At 63.9% G+C, this 15,236-nt stretch carries 17 protein-coding genes; 8 read left to right on the top strand and 9 right to left on the bottom strand.

Annotation, left to right across the window (positions count from 1 at the left end):
- Window positions 1–184: 184 nt before the first annotated feature.
- On the top strand, window positions 185–1,051 hold the full coding sequence (locus JIN84_RS09560; protein ID WP_200350825.1) for a S1 family peptidase: 867 nt from the start codon (window positions 185–187) through the stop codon (window positions 1,049–1,051).
- A 220-nt stretch (window positions 1,052–1,271) separates the two neighbouring features.
- Here JIN84_RS09560 and JIN84_RS09555 read toward each other — a convergent pair whose 3' ends face one another.
- The gene (locus JIN84_RS09555; protein WP_200350824.1) at window positions 1,272–2,387 is read right to left on the bottom strand and encodes an acyltransferase family protein; all 1,116 of its coding nucleotides are present in this window, start codon (window positions 2,385–2,387) and stop codon (window positions 1,272–1,274) included.
- The gene (locus JIN84_RS09550) at window positions 2,384–3,160 is read right to left on the bottom strand and encodes a ThuA domain-containing protein (protein ID WP_200350823.1); all 777 of its coding nucleotides are present in this window, start codon (window positions 3,158–3,160) and stop codon (window positions 2,384–2,386) included. The genes JIN84_RS09555 and JIN84_RS09550 overlap by 4 nt, the downstream gene beginning before the upstream one ends.
- Before the next feature lie 428 nt (window positions 3,161–3,588).
- Between JIN84_RS09550 and JIN84_RS09545 the strand changes: the two genes are divergently transcribed.
- Window positions 3,589–4,275 (top strand): 3-keto-disaccharide hydrolase, encoded by a 687-nt coding sequence (locus tag JIN84_RS09545; protein ID WP_200350822.1) that lies wholly within the window; start codon window positions 3,589–3,591, stop codon window positions 4,273–4,275.
- A gap of 56 nt (window positions 4,276–4,331) precedes the next feature.
- Here the strand turns inward: JIN84_RS09545 and JIN84_RS09540 are convergent, their stop codons facing one another.
- From JIN84_RS09540 to JIN84_RS09510, 7 genes are all read right to left on the bottom strand, one after another.
- Window positions 4,332–4,523, bottom strand: a complete 192-nt coding sequence (locus tag JIN84_RS09540) for a hypothetical protein (protein WP_200350821.1) — start codon at window positions 4,521–4,523, stop codon at window positions 4,332–4,334.
- Between the two features lie 101 nt (window positions 4,524–4,624).
- Entirely contained in the window at window positions 4,625–5,773 is a 1,149-nt protein-coding gene (locus JIN84_RS09535; protein ID WP_200350820.1) for a pyridoxal phosphate-dependent aminotransferase, read from the bottom strand.
- An 86-nt stretch (window positions 5,774–5,859) separates the two neighbouring features.
- A complete protein-coding gene (locus JIN84_RS09530) occupies window positions 5,860–6,150 on the bottom strand; it encodes a hypothetical protein (RefSeq protein ID WP_200350819.1) in 291 nt (96 codons plus the stop codon).
- A 394-nt stretch (window positions 6,151–6,544) separates the two neighbouring features.
- Window positions 6,545–7,927 (bottom strand): class I adenylate-forming enzyme family protein, encoded by a 1,383-nt coding sequence (locus tag JIN84_RS09525; protein ID WP_200350818.1) that lies wholly within the window; start codon window positions 7,925–7,927, stop codon window positions 6,545–6,547.
- A 10-nt stretch (window positions 7,928–7,937) separates the two neighbouring features.
- A complete protein-coding gene (locus JIN84_RS09520; RefSeq protein WP_200350817.1) occupies window positions 7,938–8,147 on the bottom strand; it encodes a hypothetical protein in 210 nt (69 codons plus the stop codon).
- Window positions 8,144–8,749 (bottom strand): class I SAM-dependent methyltransferase, encoded by a 606-nt coding sequence (locus tag JIN84_RS09515; RefSeq protein ID WP_200350816.1) that lies wholly within the window; start codon window positions 8,747–8,749, stop codon window positions 8,144–8,146. Before JIN84_RS09515 ends, JIN84_RS09520 begins: the two co-directional genes overlap by 4 nt.
- Complete coding sequence (locus JIN84_RS09510; RefSeq protein WP_200350815.1) at window positions 8,746–9,966, bottom strand: class I SAM-dependent RNA methyltransferase; 1,221 nt, start codon at window positions 9,964–9,966, stop codon at window positions 8,746–8,748. Before JIN84_RS09510 ends, JIN84_RS09515 begins: the two co-directional genes overlap by 4 nt.
- A 121-nt stretch (window positions 9,967–10,087) precedes the next feature.
- Here JIN84_RS09510 and JIN84_RS09505 point away from each other — a divergent pair, with 121 nt between their 5' ends.
- The 6 genes from JIN84_RS09505 (at window position 10,088) to JIN84_RS09480 (ending at window position 15,224) form a co-directional block, all read left to right on the top strand.
- Window positions 10,088–10,798, top strand: coding sequence for a hypothetical protein (locus JIN84_RS09505; RefSeq protein ID WP_200350814.1), 711 nt, complete (start codon window positions 10,088–10,090; stop codon window positions 10,796–10,798).
- Window positions 10,799–10,875: 77 nt separating this feature from the next.
- A complete protein-coding gene (locus JIN84_RS09500) occupies window positions 10,876–11,064 on the top strand; it encodes a DUF4250 domain-containing protein (RefSeq protein WP_200350813.1) in 189 nt (62 codons plus the stop codon).
- 325 nt (window positions 11,065–11,389) lie between these two features.
- Window positions 11,390–12,244 (top strand): fumarylacetoacetate hydrolase family protein, encoded by an 855-nt coding sequence (locus JIN84_RS09495; protein ID WP_200350812.1) that lies wholly within the window; start codon window positions 11,390–11,392, stop codon window positions 12,242–12,244.
- A gap of 3 nt (window positions 12,245–12,247) precedes the next feature.
- Window positions 12,248–12,916 carry a paraquat-inducible protein A gene (locus JIN84_RS09490; protein ID WP_200350811.1) on the top strand — a complete coding sequence of 223 codons (669 nt, stop codon included), beginning with the start codon at window positions 12,248–12,250 and terminating at the stop codon, window positions 12,914–12,916.
- On the top strand, window positions 12,913–13,563 hold the full coding sequence (locus JIN84_RS09485; protein ID WP_200350810.1) for a paraquat-inducible protein A: 651 nt from the start codon (window positions 12,913–12,915) through the stop codon (window positions 13,561–13,563). The genes JIN84_RS09490 and JIN84_RS09485 overlap by 4 nt, the downstream gene beginning before the upstream one ends.
- Window positions 13,560–15,224 (top strand): PqiB family protein, encoded by a 1,665-nt coding sequence (locus JIN84_RS09480; protein WP_200350809.1) that lies wholly within the window; start codon window positions 13,560–13,562, stop codon window positions 15,222–15,224. Before JIN84_RS09485 ends, JIN84_RS09480 begins: the two co-directional genes overlap by 4 nt.
- Window positions 15,225–15,236: the final 12 nt, after the last annotated feature.

Raw genomic sequence — 15,236 nt, 5'->3', positions numbered from 1 at the left:
GCCCGCGCCTGGTGAAGGATGACGGGCCCGGACGCACCCTGCCACCTGGAATCCGCGATGACGAGCCATGAAATTTCCGGAAGGCCGGAGGGTGGCATCCCCCCGGGGGCACCGCCGTGGGCCATCCACCCGTTCACCACCGCCGGGATTGACCTGCCGCCGGGATTTCCCTCATAAAGTTGTCATGCGGATCCCCCTGCTGTTGCCATCCCTGATGTCGGTCTTCCTGCTCGGTTGTGCCGGGGACGTTTCTTTCTGGAAGTATGACAATCCCGAAGTGAGGGCGCTCCAGAAAACGGAGACGGACCGCCACATCGGCGATGGCAAGGAGAAGAAGGCCATGCGCGATCACATCGGCGCGCGGGTGGGTCTTGTCTCGACGGGCTCGAGCGACAGGCCGGACTCCTCCGCCTACGGTGTGCCGGCGGGAGGCCGTGCGGCGGCGGTGACCGCGGATGGATACTACCTGACGGCCTGGCACGTGGTGCGGGACAAGCCGTTTTTCATCGAGACGGACCTCCTGAAAAAACCTCATCCCGGGCGGCTGGTGTGGAGCGATCCCGATGCGGATCTGGCATTGCTGAAAATCGCGCCCACGGGAGGACCTTTTTTCAAGAAGATGAAGGCCACCTCACCGCCGGGCGACATCGTGTTCAGCGCGGACCGGAAGGGACGCGGAGTGCTGGCGCCGGATAAGAACGGGACCTATGACTTGCGGAAAATCACCGGGAACGGATCCTTTTTCGCTGCGGGAAAAGTCCTGGATTCCAAGGGCCGGGATCTCGGACAAGGCCTCCACGATTTCCCGACCACCCTGGTGGCGCGGGGCGGCATGAGCGGCGCGCCCGTGGTCACCGCGGACGGCGGATTGTGCGGGATCCTCTCAAGGATCGAGTGGTCCGTTTTCCATACGAGGCTGCGGACGATCGCCGTGATGATCGAACCGGAGCGCCTTTCCGACATCATTGAGAAGGATCGGAAAAAAACGAACGGATCCACCGTGTCCACGACGAGAACCGTTCCGGAAAAAAGCACCAAAGGTGCGGAATGAGATAGACCGGGGTGAGCGCAGCGCAGCCCCGGGTCATGGACCGACTCATTTCGCAAGTCCTGTAAGGACGAAATCAAGGACGGTGCGGGGCACCAGGGATGCCGTCCTGTCAGGACTCCATATGCTTCGTCGTCCATTCCCGGGGCGTTGCCCCGGGCTCTCTCATCGCGCACCGTTGGCGCTGGTGAATTGGCACCCTGATGCGGAATTCCACGTCCGCTCACACCCGCAGGAACCACCGCTGCCTGTAGAAGAAATAAAGCACCAGCCACTCCAGCACGAGCACGCCGCAAAGCAGCAGCAGCGGGGCGGCATCCCCGGCGGGCCCCACCACCCGGCCGAAGAGGAAGGCGGACATGTCCGGGAACGAGACGAGCTTGGAGCCGAGGTAGATGGTCAGCGAATTCATGCCGATGACCCGCAGCGCGAAGCTCCACGACTGGCAGCGCGCCACATCGATGATGCCGAAGAACAGCGCGAACAACAGCGTGGCGATGCCGATGGCGAGGAGGTTGAAGGACGCGGTCCACAGCGACTTGATCGGCGGATAACCGGCCGCCCAACAGGCCCAGCCGAGCAGCACGGCGGCGGCTCCGGTGGCCGCCAGGGTGCCGACGGTTTTCCATGAATACGCATCGGGCCGTTTCATGAACGTGCCCACGAGGGAACCCGCCATGGTGATGGCGGCGGCGAAGATGGCGCTGGGGATGCCCTCGGGGTCGAAGCTGCCGCCGTGCAGGCGGCCGGGGAGGAACAGGCGGTCGAACCAGGTGTTGATCGCGCCGGTCTCGGTGAGCACGCCCGCGCCGTGGCCGGGCACCGGGACGAGAAGCTGGAGGACGGCGGTGGCCGCGAGCCAGCCGACGAGGATGGCCACGCGCTTGCGGGTGTCCCGCACGACGAGCTGCAGCGAGGCGGCGATGGCCCATGCGATGCCGATCTGCCCGAGCACGCTGGCGAAGCGCGGTCCCACGGGCTTGTCGGAGAACACCCCGTTGTAAACCATGCCCAGCAGGATGAGCAGCGCGCAGCGGGTCAGGATTTTCCGCCACATGTCCCACCGCGAGTCACCACGGTCCAGCCGGGAGTCCATGGAAAGCGGGATGGACACGCCGGAGAGGAACATGAAGAGCGGGAAAATCAGGTCATACGCGTGCAGCCCCGCCCACGGCACGTGTTCGAACTGCTCGGCGAGTTTTTCCAGAAATGCCGTCGGGCACCAGTGGGCGAGCTCGCGGATCACGTCCTCCAGCCCCATGATGCAAAGCATGTCCATGCCTCGCAGGGCATCCAGCGAGAGCATGCGGCGGGGCGTGGGGAGGAGCTTGTCCGTCATTTGTCAGGGGCGGACAGGGCTTTGACTTCCTCAGGCTTGCAGAACTCGTCGAGATTGGTCCGCTTCGCCGTCCACGCGATGCCGCGCAGCAGGATGGCCCGGTAGTTCGGCCGCTCGAAGGTGCCGATGAGGTGGCCGGGAATGCTGACGAAGGCGCGGTAGTTGTCCTTTTCGTAAGTCCAGATCTGCGCCTGGACCTTGGGCGTGCCGTCGCGGGTGTCGCTCTCGGCCAGCACGCGGACATCGGGGGACATGTCGAGATCGTAGTAGATCTCGTCGTCCATCTTGAAGTCCGCCGCGCCGAGGGTGATGGGGTGGGGGCCGCCGGGCTTGTCCTTCTCGGAATAATGAAGCTCCATCGGCCCCTCGCGCCACTTGGTCTTGCCCTGCACCCATGCGCCGCCGATGACGGACTTCCACCAGGCGGGGTCGTTGCCGACCACCGCGGTGTGGATCACGACGATGCCGCCGCCGCGCTTGGTGAATTTCGCGAGGTTCTCCTTCTGCTCCGGTGTGGCGTTCGCGCCGTCCTGCGCGTACATGACGAGCACGTCGGTCTTGGAAAGCTGCATGGCGTTCGGCCAGTCCTTCGCGCCGTCCGCCTTCATGCCGCGTTCGGTGAGGAGCTTGGTCCACTCGTTGAGGAAACGTTCGTGTTCGTGCGCGTTCGGGCCGTGGGTTTTCACCCCGCCACGGATGAAGACGCGGAGCGGCGCGGCATGGGCGGCGAGCGGGATGGCGGCGAACAGGGCGAAGAGAACGAGGCGTTTCATGGGTTTTACGCGGGCAGTCTGTCGTGCCGGAGGGTACCTAGGCGAGCGGGAATTTTTCACCGGTGTGAGGTTTTCAGCCACAATGAGATGACGGCAGGAAAAGGCGGGGAATGACGGCCAAGGCGGAGCCCCCCTTGGACTGCGCGCAGCTTGCTGCCGCTTTCCGTAGCCAGCTTGCTGGCACGGCGAAGCACCGGCGGACTGCCTTTGACGCGCCCCCCGCCCGCTGGCGCAAAGGGGATGGCGCACCATGAAAAATACAAGCCGCCACCCCGGCCAGCAAGCTGGCGAATGAAAGCGGCAGCAAGCTGCGCGCAGTCCAAGGGCTTCGCCTGGGATCACGATCCCATACTTCCATCTCCGTGCCTTTTTTACCACAGGCGCCGGATCTGGCTCGTCTGCGGGCGGCGGTGGCGTAGTTTCCGGGGATGAAGATCTCCGGCATGCTTTCAGCGATGGGTTTGTTTTTGTCGGCCTCCTTGATGGCGGCGGATGACGGCTTTGTCTCCATCTTCGACGGAACCCTCAAGGACTGGGAGGGCGATCCGGTTTACTGGAAAGCCGAGAACGGCACGCTCGTCGGCGAGGTGAGGCCGGAGACATTGCTCAAGCAGAACTCCTTCATCATCTGGCGCGGCGGCGAGGTGGCGGACTTCGAGCTCAAGCTGGAATACCGCGTTTCCGCCGAGGGAAACAGCGGCATCAACTACCGCAGCAGCGAGGTGCCCGGCGCGAAGTGGGCGATGCGGGGATACCAGGACGACATCGACGGGAAAGACCAGTGGAGCGGCCAGAATTACGAGGAGCGCGGCAGGCAGTTCCTCGCCTATCGCGGCCAGAGCGTGATCCTGAAAACCGGCGCGCCGCCGGAGATCGGTCGCGAGCTGGGGGACCGCGCGGAGCTGCAGAAAAAGGTGCTCAAGGAGGAGTGGAACCAGGTCCACATCATCGCCAAGGGAAACCTGCTGCAACATTTCACCAACGGAGTCCTGATGTCCGAGGTGCGGGATGAGGATCCGGAAAACCGGAAACCAAACGGACTGCTCGGCGTGCAGGTCCACGTCGGACCGCCGATGAAAATCGAGTTCCGGAAGATCCTGCTGAAGCGGTTGTAGGGACGGCCTGCATAGGTCCTATAGCACTTATAGGACCTATGTGGTGAATCTCCGGTTCAGTTCCCCAGCGCCTTGTCCACTTTCTCACCGGCTTTCTCGACCGGGCCCTTGGGGTCCACGGCGTCTTTGACGTTTTCGACCGCCTTGTCGATGCTTTCGCCCGCTCTTTCGCCAGGTCCTTTTTCCCGGCAGGAAACGGTGGCGAGCAGTGGGGCAAGGCAGAGTGAGAGCAGCAATGTTGATTTCATGGTCAGGATCAGGTTGTTTGGTTATGCTGATGGATTTCCACCAGCTAACGGACAGATCGCACGTCTCTTGGGAATTGCTACTGATCGTTTGAGGAAAATTGTTACGTCAATTTCATCAGCCGCTCGCCCGCCGCCTGGAGCGTGGCGGTGTTTTTCGCGAAGTGGAAGCGGATCAGGTGGTTCACCGGCTCGCGGAAGAAGCTGGATCCCGCGACTCCCGCCACGCCGATCTCCTTGATGAACCACTCGGAGGCCGCCGTGTCGCTGGCGAAGCCGAGCGAGGAAATGTCCAGCATGACGTAGTAGGCCCCCTGCGGCTCGGTGAAGGGCAGGCCGGTCTTGCGGAGGATGTCGAGGAACATATCCCGCTTCTCGGTGTAGAGCGCGGTGAGTCCGGTATAGTAGCTGTCCGGCAGTTCCAGCCCGGCGATGGCGGCTTCCTGCAGCGGGGCGGCGGCCCCCACGGTGAGGAAGTCATGCACCTTGCGGGCCTGCGCGATGACCTTCGGCGCGGCCTGCACGTAGCCGAGCCGCCAGCCGGTGATGGAGTAGGTTTTCGAAAGGGAGTTGCAGGTGATGGTGCGGTCGAACGCGCCCGGCAGCGCGGCGAAGTAAACGTGCTCGTGCGGCGCGAAAATGATGTGCTCATACGGTTCGTCCGTGATGACGAAGGCGTCGTGCTCCTCGGCGAGGCGGAGGATCTCCATCAGCTCGTCACGCGTGAAGACCTTGCCGGTGGGGTTGGACGGATTGCAGACGACGATGGCTTTCGGCTTCTGCTCGAAGGCCTTCGCGAGCTCCTCGGAATCGAACCCGAAGCCGGGCGGACGCAGCGGCACGTAGATGGGCTCCGCGCCGGACAGGATGGCGTCGGCGGCGTAGTTTTCGTAAAACGGCGAGAAGATGATCACCTTGTCGCCCGGATTGCAGGCGGTCATCATCGCGACCATCATCGCCTCGGTGCTGCCACAGGTGACGACGAGGTTCTCATCCGGATGGATGGGCAGGCCGGTGAAGCGCTGGATCTTGCGGGCGAGCGCCTCGCGGAAGCGCGGGGCGCCCCAGGTGACGGCGTATTGATGATGGGGGCCGCGCGCGGCGCGTTCCATCGCGGCGAGCAGTTCCTCCGGCGGATCGAAATCCGGGAACCCTTGGGAAAGGTTGATGGCCCCATGCTGGTTGGCGAGGCGGGTGGTGCCACGGATGACGGATTCGGTGAAAACGGAAAGTCGGCTCGCGGTATCGGGCATGGGAGGGTCGGAGGTCGATGTGGGAAGCCGCGATGGAAGCGCCCATCGCGGCTCGCACACACACTAGATGACCGGCCGGACCCAGGTCAATGACGGCGGTATTCGCGACCGCCGCGGTAATATCCGCCGCCACGGTAGTAGCCCCCGCCACCATAGTATCCACCGTGATGGTGGTGATGGTGATGGTCGTTGTCATTCCCCGCCGCGTAGCCGATGAGGCCGGCGGCGGCGACACCCGCCACGGCCAGCGCGGGATCCACGGATTGCACCGGGCGGCCGGCTGCATCATAGGAGGTCATGCAGCTCACGCTGGAACCGATGGTCACAAGAGCCAGTGAATACACGGCCAGGCGCAGGCAGCGGAATTTGCTTTTCATACGGTGAATGACGTTCAGGACCGGGGAATATTCAACCGGATTTTCGGAATTCACGGGAGAGCGGCGCGCGGAAGACGGATACATGGGTTCCGCCGGAGGTTCACCGCCAAGACACCAAGGGCGCCAAGAAGAGGAAGAGGGTGATGCCGGTTTCCGAAAATAAAGTGACGATTTGAGCAGGCGAAGCTTTCGGACTGCGCGCAGCTTGCTGCCGCTTTCCGTAGTCAGCTTGCTGACACGGCGGAGCACCGGCGGACTGTCTTCGGCGTGCCCTCCCGCTGGCTGACGCAAGGGGGATGACGCACCATGAGAAATACGGGCCGCCACCCCGGCCAGCGAGCTGGCAGATGAAAGCGGCAGCGAGCTGCACGCAGTCCACGGAATCCTCCGGCACTCACACCCGCCGGATCTTGCCGCTGGCGGTGAGGGGCAGGTTGGAGACGAACTTCACGTGCACGGGGACCTTGTAGATCGAGAGGGATTTGCGGCACCACTCGATGAGCTGGCGCGGTTTGAGGACCTCGCCGTTTTCCAGAATGACCTCCGCCGCCGGGACCGTGCCGAGGATGGTGTGCGGCATGCCGGCCACGCGGCAGCGCTTCACGGCGGGGTGGCGCTCGATGGCGGCCTCGATCTCTTCCGGGAAAACCTTCATGCCGCTGACGTTCAGCACGCTTTTTTTCCGCCCCCGCAGGTAGATGCGGCCCGCGGCATCCGTCTCCGCGAGATCCCCGGTGGCGAACCAGCCGTCCACACAGATCTCATCCACGGTCTGCCACGGCGAGAGGTAGGCGTCGAACATGCCGGGTCCCTTGATCCAGAGCTCGCCGGTTTTCCCGATGGCGACGGGCAGGCCCTCGTCATCGCGCAGCTCCACATCGTAGGCGGGCAGCGGCCTGCCGACGGCGGTCGGCGAGTCTCCCGCTCCGCCGGTGTTCAGGAGCGGCAGGCCGATCTCGATGATGCCGAGGCCCTGCACGAGCGGCTTGCCGAAGCGTTTCTTGAAATGTCCCGCGAGAGCTTCCGGCAGCGGCGCGGCGGTGGTCACGGCCAGCCGGAGGTCCGGCCAGGCGTAGCCGCCATCGTCCGCAGCGAGCAGCGAGTGGTGGAACGGCGCGCCGTAGATGACGGTGGCGCGGGTGGTCCGGGCCAGCTCCAGCACCTCGGTGGCGAGGTGAGAGCTTCCCAAAACCGTGCACGCCCCGTGGTAGAGGTAAAGCACGATGGAGACGGCGAAATGATGCGCCATCGGCAGCATCCACAGCACCTTGTCGTGCGGGCCGATCTCCAGCGCGGCGTTCGCGGCGGTGATCCTCTCGCGCAGCTTGGCGTGGCTGAGCACCACGCCCTTGCTCCGGCCGGTGGTGCCGGAGCTGAAACGGATGAAGGCGGGATCCAGCGCGGAAAAGGCGGCTTCGTTTTCCAGCTCCGGGGTATCGAGCGATTGCCATTCCGGACCGCCGGGAGTTCCGGTGACGATGCCGCACAGGCCGGTGCGGGTGATGATTTCCTGGCGCTCGGGTTCGGTCAGTTCGTCGGCAAGCGGGACGAGGCAGCCGCCGGTTTTCAAGATCGCCAGGGCGAGGACGATGTATTCCACCCCGTTTCCGCAATCGAGGCCCACGCGGGAAACCCCGTCCCGGCGGAAACCCTTGCGCCGGTCCAGCCATGCGGCGGCGGTGGACACGCGCTCCATGAGATCGCCGTAGGTGAGCGTCGCGCCATCGGCAATGATCGCGGGGCGCTCGGCCGATGCCCGCAGGGCGATTTGATCCACGATATTCACTTCACGGCATATTTAGCAGAAGTTCAGGACAGGGAAACTTTAATTTCGATCCCGGCAGTGCTGCGCTTGGTTTGAATATCTCCGGGTCATCGGAATTTTTTTCACCGCCAAGACGCCAAGAGCGCCAAGATTGGGAAAAATCCGACACTGCCATTTTTGAAATTTCCATGTCCTTGGCGGCCTTGGCGTCTTGGGGGTGAATTTTCTTCAAGGAGACGGAAGGTTGGAAAAAACCGCCAGCCGCCGGTCCACGGATTTCCCCGGGGCGTCGTTGAGCGGGCGGGAGTCGGGGTGGCGGACGTCCCAGAGGATCTCCGCGCCACGGGTGCGGAGCGACGCCTTGAGAAGCTCGTGCTCGCGGTCGAAGTAGGACGTGCAGGCGAGCAGTCCGTCCGGAGCCAGCGCGGCGAGGGCGTTCCCCAGCAGGCGGTCCCACACGGCGGGGTGGTGCCAGTAGTTCTGGTGGCGGATGAAGATGAAATCGAAGGCTGGGAGCTGTTTCATCCGGTGGATGGACGAGGCGTCCCCGGTGCGGAACTCGATGGAGCCGCCGTCCTCGGATTTCCAGCGTTTCGCGGCTTCCTCGATGGCGGTGGCCCGCAGGTCGATGCCGAGGTAGTGGCTGATCTCCGCCGGGGCGAGCGCGGCGGCGAGCGCGCCGGTCTCATCCGCACGCCCGCAGGCGAGGTTCAGCACGGTGATCTTTCCCGCCCGGTGGAATTTCAACGTGGTCAGCGCGTCGCGCAGCAGCACCCGCAGCCGTGCGACATCGCCGGCGGTGGGGGATTCCTGGAATGGGATGCGCTGGATCAAGCTTTCACCAGGGTCATGACGCACTCGAGGTGGCGCGTGTGCGGGAAGAGATCGAAGGGTTGCACATCCTCCAGCCGGTAGCCGCCGTCATTGAGCAGCTTGAGATCCCGCACCTGCGTCGCCGGATCGCAGGAAACGTAAACCAGCCGCGCCGGGGAGAACTTCACGAGCTGGTCGATGAACTCCGGCGTGCAGCCCTTGCGCGGCGGGTCGATGACCACGGCGGTTTCGTCGGCGGGGAAGCTGATGGAGTCGAAGATGGCCTCGGCGGAGGCGGTGAGGAAGGTGGCGTTGGTGATGTGGTTCGCCGCGGCGTTTTTCCGCGCCCATTCGCAGGAGGTTTCGGAAACCTCGACCCCGGCGACCTGCTGGAAGTGCCTGGCGAGAGTGAGCGAAAACAGGCCGGAACCGCAGTAGGCGTCCACCAGGTATTTCGCGCCTCCCGCACACGCCTGCTTCGCGACGTAGCCGGTGAAGGCGGGCAGGATGAACGGGTTGTTCTGGAAAAAGTCGCCGGCGAGGAACTGGAATTTCAGGTCGCCCACGTGTTCGGTGGCGGTGGCCTTGAAGTCGGTTTCCACACGATCCTCCGTCGCGCGGAGCAGCACGGTCGCCCCGCGCTTGAAACTGCCCGCCCGCTTGCGGAGGCCCTCGCGGATGGCCGGCAGCTCGCGGTTGATGGTGTCCATGGCGATGGGGCACTGCGGCACGTCGATGAGCTGCGAACGGCGGCCGAAAGCGAGGAAGCCGATGGGGCCGAGATCGCCGTCCTTCGCCTTTTCAAAGTGCGGGGTGATCTTCGAGCGGTAGTTCCAATGCTGGTCGGAGGACAGGCAGTCGTTCACCGGGAAAGTGACGGCGGCCATGTGCTTCATCAGCTCGCCCACCTGGCGGGTTTTCCAAGCGAGCTGCTTGTCATAGCTGAGGTGCTGGTACTGGCAGCCGCCGCACTCGCCGAACAGCGGGCAACCGGGCTGGATGCGGTCCGGCGAAGGCGTGAGGATCTCCACCAGGTCCGCGTGCGAGCAGTTCTTGTCATTCCGGAAAACGCGGGCCTTCACCAGCTCCCCCGGCAGGGAAAACGGCACGAAGACGACCCAGCCGTCGATGCGGCCCACACCGCTGCCGAGATTCGTCAGCGAATCGATGGTGATTTCGATCTCCTGATGATACTCGAACGGCTTCGGGACAAACTTCTTCGGCGGGCGTGGAAACATGGTGGGCCGCGAGATTGGCCGGATGCGCGGCGGGGGGCAAATGATTTCGGCCACGCTTGCTGCTGGACATGCCACTCCGCATGATACAGAAACGCTGACAGTCAGATCATCCCATTTTTTTATGACGGACAAAGAAAAGCTCAACAAACTTTTTCAAGCGGCCCTCCAGGACTCGTCCGAACCGGGCAAACCGCCGACACGGGTCTTCCCGACGTCCCCGGCGGCCGCCGCTCCCGTCCCCCCGCAGGAACCCGCACCCGCCCCCATCCCCGTGGCGGCCGCCCCGCCCGAACCCGCCCCGGATCTGGTCCGGCCGATGGAAAACGCGGGGCTCGATGAGGCCGCCTCCAAGGAACTCGGCCTGCTTCTCGACGAACAGATGGAGCGGAAAAAACGCGGCCGCCGCCGCGAACTGCTCGTCACCCTCGGCGTGTGTCTCGCGCTGGCGGGCGGAGGATACGGCTGGTTCGTCCAGTCCCCGCAGCGGGTGCAGGCATTCCAGGAAGCGATGCGGGATCTCCGCGCGTCCGGCGATGTCTCGTCCATGGTCGCGAAATACCGCCAGGCGCTGGACCGCGTGGCCGTCCGCTCCCAACAGATCGACCAGGCCACCGCGGCCATGGGCGTGAAAGGCGGCGCGGGGGATGAGAAAGATCCCTATATGGAAGAGGAAATGCGGGCCATGATGGGCGGCGAAAAAGGAAAAACCGTCGGCCAGCGGAACAAGATGCTCCAGGACAACTTCGGCCACATGGAAGCGAAGGAAGGCAAGGCCAGGGCGGACGGAGCCGTGAAGACCAACGAAACGAATTCGTTCGACTGGAAAAAATAACGGCACGCGCCGCCGCCAGCCGGCGGCACCAGCCATCGCCGCTTGCCCCCCGGCGGCGGAACATCCACGCTCGGCGCATGGATCTTTCCAACTATCTCAAGATGGACCCGCACCTCCTCGTCGGGCTGCTCAACACCGAATTGCGGAACCACTGCGACTCGCTGGACGACCTGGTGAAAACCCACGACCTCGACCCCGAGCTGCTGACCGACAAGATGGCCGCGGCGGATTACCATTACCAACCCGGGCAGAACCAGTTCCGGTGAGCGTCGATCCGCCTTTTGAGATTCATCACAAAGGCGGGAGGTCCGCAAAGGCTCGCGAAGGAAAATGGGGTTGGATGAATGCATCATGATTTTTTCGGCATCATGTAAAGATTGTTCTTGCGGGAAGTGCGGGCGGGTGGTAATTCTTCCGCGTCGCAAGACAAGGCGGTCCGACTGAGATGCCTCCCGGGTTAATGGGTTTTTCCTAGGGTGGATGATCAATCGGGCCGCTTTTTTTGCGCCTGTTGCTTTTTGATCCATTCCGGGCGAGGGTAATCCTCAAGATTACGTTTCCCCGGAAGGAAGCCTTTGTTATATCCAGCGCATGAAATTGATCCGATTTGGTGAGGAAGGTCGTGAGGAGCCTGGAATTCTTTTGGCCGACGGCCGGAGGATCGACGCGAGCGGGGAGTTCCAGGATTATGACGAGGGATTTTTCGCGATGGGCGGGCTGGAGGCTCTCGCGGTGTGGGTCGAGGACGGTTGTCCGGGCGGCGCGGAGGTGCATCCTCTGGTGCGCCTCGGTCCTCCGGTCGCACGTCCGTCCAAGATCGTGTGCATCGGGAAGAATTACCTGGAGCATGCGAAGGAGCTGGGGGAGGGCATTCCGACCGAGCCCGCGCTTTTCATGAAGGCGACGAGCGCGTGGAGCGGCCCGACGGACGATGTCATCATCCCGCGCGGATCTTCCAAGCTGGACTACGAGGTCGAGCTGGCGGTGGTGATCGGACGCACGGCGTCCTACGTGGAGGAGACCGAGTCGCTGGATTACGTGGCGGGTTACTCGACGTTTTGTGATTTTTCGGAGCGCACCTTCCAGAAGGAGATGGGCGGCCAGTGGACGAAGGGGAAGAGCGCGGACAGTTTCGCGCCGATGGGGCCCTGGCTGGTCACGGCGGACGAGATTTCCGATCCCCAGAAACTGCGTTTGTGGTGCAAGGTGAATACCGAGCTGCGGCAGAACAGCTGGACGGGCGACATGTCGTTTTCCGTGAGGCAGCTCGTCAGCTATGTCACCCGCTTCATGACGCTGCTGCCGGGAGATGTGATCGCCACCGGAACTCCGAGCGGCTGTGCGATGGGCATGAGCCCGCCGCGCTACCTGCAGGCCGGTGATTTCGTGGAATGTGGTGTGGAAGGGCTGGGAGAGCTTTCCCAACGGGTTGTGGCGCTTGGTTGACCGATGATCAAAGGCTTTTCCAGAATCCGCCTGCTCGCCCTGCTGCCGTGGCCCAAGCCACCGGGAGGGCCGCACCGCTCGGTCTGCCACGTGTGCGACACGCTGCACGACGCCCAGCCGCTGCCGGAGGGCATGGCCGCGTATTGCCAGTGCTGCGGCACGGTGCTCTATCAGAACCGCCCGGCGTCGCTGGCGCGGGCGACTGCGTTTTCCCTCACCTCGCTGATCCTGATGGTGGTGGTGCATTCGTTCCCGTTCCTGGTGATGGATGCCGCGGGCATCCGCACGAAGCTGAACCTGGCCTCCGCCGCGATGGCCCTGGTCAACGAAGGCAGCCCCTTGCTCGGGGTGGCGCTGGCGCTTTTCACCATCGTGACGCCGCTGCTTTTGGCGGGCGGGTTGATCTATGTCTGCTGCCCGCTGATGTTCGGGCGGGTGGCGCCGGGCGGCGTCCTGGTGGCCAAGTGGCTGAACAAGACGGAGCCGTGGAACATGATCGAGGTGTTTCTCCTCGGCGTGCTCGTGAGCCTGCTGAAACTCGGCAAGGTGGCGGACGTGCATTTCGGCATGGGGTTCTGGGCGTTCGGCGTGCTGATGCTCTGCATGGCGGCGGCTGTCGCGGGGATCGACCGGGACGAACTATGGGACAGGCTGGAGGTGGCGAAGCCATGAACGCACCACTCCCGCGCGGCGCGGACAAGGGGCTGGCCGGCTGCCACACCTGTGGCAAGGTTTCCCCGGTGGAGCTGGGGGCGTGCCCGCGCTGCGGGTCCCACCTGCACCTGCGCAAGCCGGACAGCATCCAGCGCACGCTGGCGCTGATGTCCGCCGCCGCCGCGCTCTACATCCCGGCGAACATGCTGCCGATCATGACCGTCACCGAACTGGGGGTGGTCACGGAAAACACCATCATCAGCGGGATGATCACCTTCTGGCAGACGGGGGCCTACCCCATCGCCATCGTCATTTTCACCGCCTCCATCCTCATTCCGCTGCTGAAGATCGTGGCGCTGAGCTGGCTGTGCCTCGCCGCTTCGGGAAAGCTGCACCCGTCGCCCGGCATGCTGGGGAAGATCTATTGGTTCACCGAACTGCTGGGCCGCTGGTCGATGGTGGACATCTTCGTCGTCGGCATCCTCGTCGCGCTGGTGCAGCTCGGAAACTACATGACGATCACCGCGGGGCCGGGAGCGCTTGCATTCGCGGGCGTGGTCGTGCTTACCATGTTCGCGGCGATGAGCTTCGATCCGCGGCTCCTCTGGGACCGTCTCGAACTGCTGCGGCTTGCCTCTCCACAACTTAAAAAAGAAGACACTTGAGCGATACCGATACATCACCCCCCGCCGCCGCCACACCGGACCTCCGGGCGGCACGCCGCTGGAACATCGTCTGGGTCGTGCCCGTCATCGCCCTGCTCGTCGGCGCGTGGATGATCTGGCGGAACCTCAGCTCGCAAGGCCCCGTCGCCTACCTCCGGTTTGAAACCGCGGAAGGGATCGACCGCGGGAAAACCGAAGTCCGCTGCCGCTCCGTGCGGGTGGGCGTGGTGAAGGACGTGCAGCTCGCGGAGGATTCCGTGGTGGTCTCGGTGGAGCTGGATCCGGATTACGGCAATCTCCTGAGGAGCGGGACGAATTTCTGGGTTGTCCGGCCGCGCGTGACCGCCAGCGCCATCACCGGCATCGGTACGCTCATCACCGGAGCCTACATCGAGCTGAATCCCGGGCCGGACCTCGGAGACGAGGTGAACCATTTCACCGGCCTGGAAACCCCGCCGGCCACCAGCAGCGACATTCCGGGACGCCGCATCATGCTCACGGCGGACCAGGCAGGCTCGCTCATCGCCGGCTCGCCGATCTACTACCGCGGCTTCGAGGTCGGGCGGATTGAAAACCGCAAGCTGGATTTCGCGAACGAGCGCGTCACCTTCGACGCCTTCATCCGCGAGGAATACAGTTCGCTGGTCAAGGAGAACACCCGCTTCTGGAATGCCAGCGGGGTGGACTTCGATCTCGGGGCGGACGGGGTGAAGGTCCGCACGTCATCGCTGCAGGCCATCGTCTCCGGTGGTGCGGCCTTCGGCACTCCGGAGGGCGAGGAACCCGGCAAGACCGTCGACGACGGCACCATCTTCCCGCTGTTCCCCGACCAGGACAGCGCGCAGGGAGCGGCCTTCAACCCGACGCTGAAGTTCCTGCTGCTCTTCGACCAAACCGTCCGGGGCCTCAAGGAGTCCGCGCCGGTCGAGTTCAAGGGCATCCCGATCGGCCGGGTGGTGGATATTTCCTTCGACTACCTCCAGGACAACAAGGAGTCCCGCATCCCGGTGCTGGTGGAGATCGACCCCTCGTTCCTGCGGCGCGAGGCGGCGGAGAACATCGGCAAGGAGGACCATCAATTCCTTGCGAACGCGGTGAAGGACGGTCTGCGCGCCACCCTGAAATCCGGCAACCTGCTCACCGGGGCGCTGTTCGTGGACGTGAACTACATGAAGGACGCGAAGCCCGCGGAGCTGGCAAAGATCGGCGAATACCTCTCCGTCCCAACCGTTTCCGGAGGACTGGAGAACCAGCTCACCGCCGCGCTGGAGAAATTCAAGAATCTCGACGTGGAAGGACTGCTGGCGAAACTCGGCACCACCGCGGAGAACGCCTCCGCCATGGCTGCGGAAATCAAGGAAGCCGCCGCTTCTGTAAGGACGATGACGGATTCCGCGGATTTCGCGAAGATCCCGGCGGATCTCCGGGCGAACCTCGCCGCGTTTGAAAAACTCTCCGCCACCCTGGACAAGTCCGTCACCAGCTACGGCCCGGACGGACCGCTTCAAGGCGACATGCTCCGGACGCTCGAAGAGGTGCGCGCCTTGTCACGGTCGATGAAGTCGCTGATGAACTCCATCGATGAAAAACCGAACTCCCTGCTCTTCGGCCGGGACTCGTCGGGCAATCCCGTTCCGAAGGCACCGAAAGCCAACCGCTGACACCCACCCGCC

Source organism: Luteolibacter yonseiensis (genome assembly GCF_016595465.1).
Classification (GTDB): domain Bacteria; phylum Verrucomicrobiota; class Verrucomicrobiia; order Verrucomicrobiales; family Akkermansiaceae; genus Luteolibacter; species Luteolibacter yonseiensis.
The sequence above is the reverse complement of the archived record's forward strand: the minus strand, read 5'-3'. Positions and strand labels throughout refer to the sequence as shown.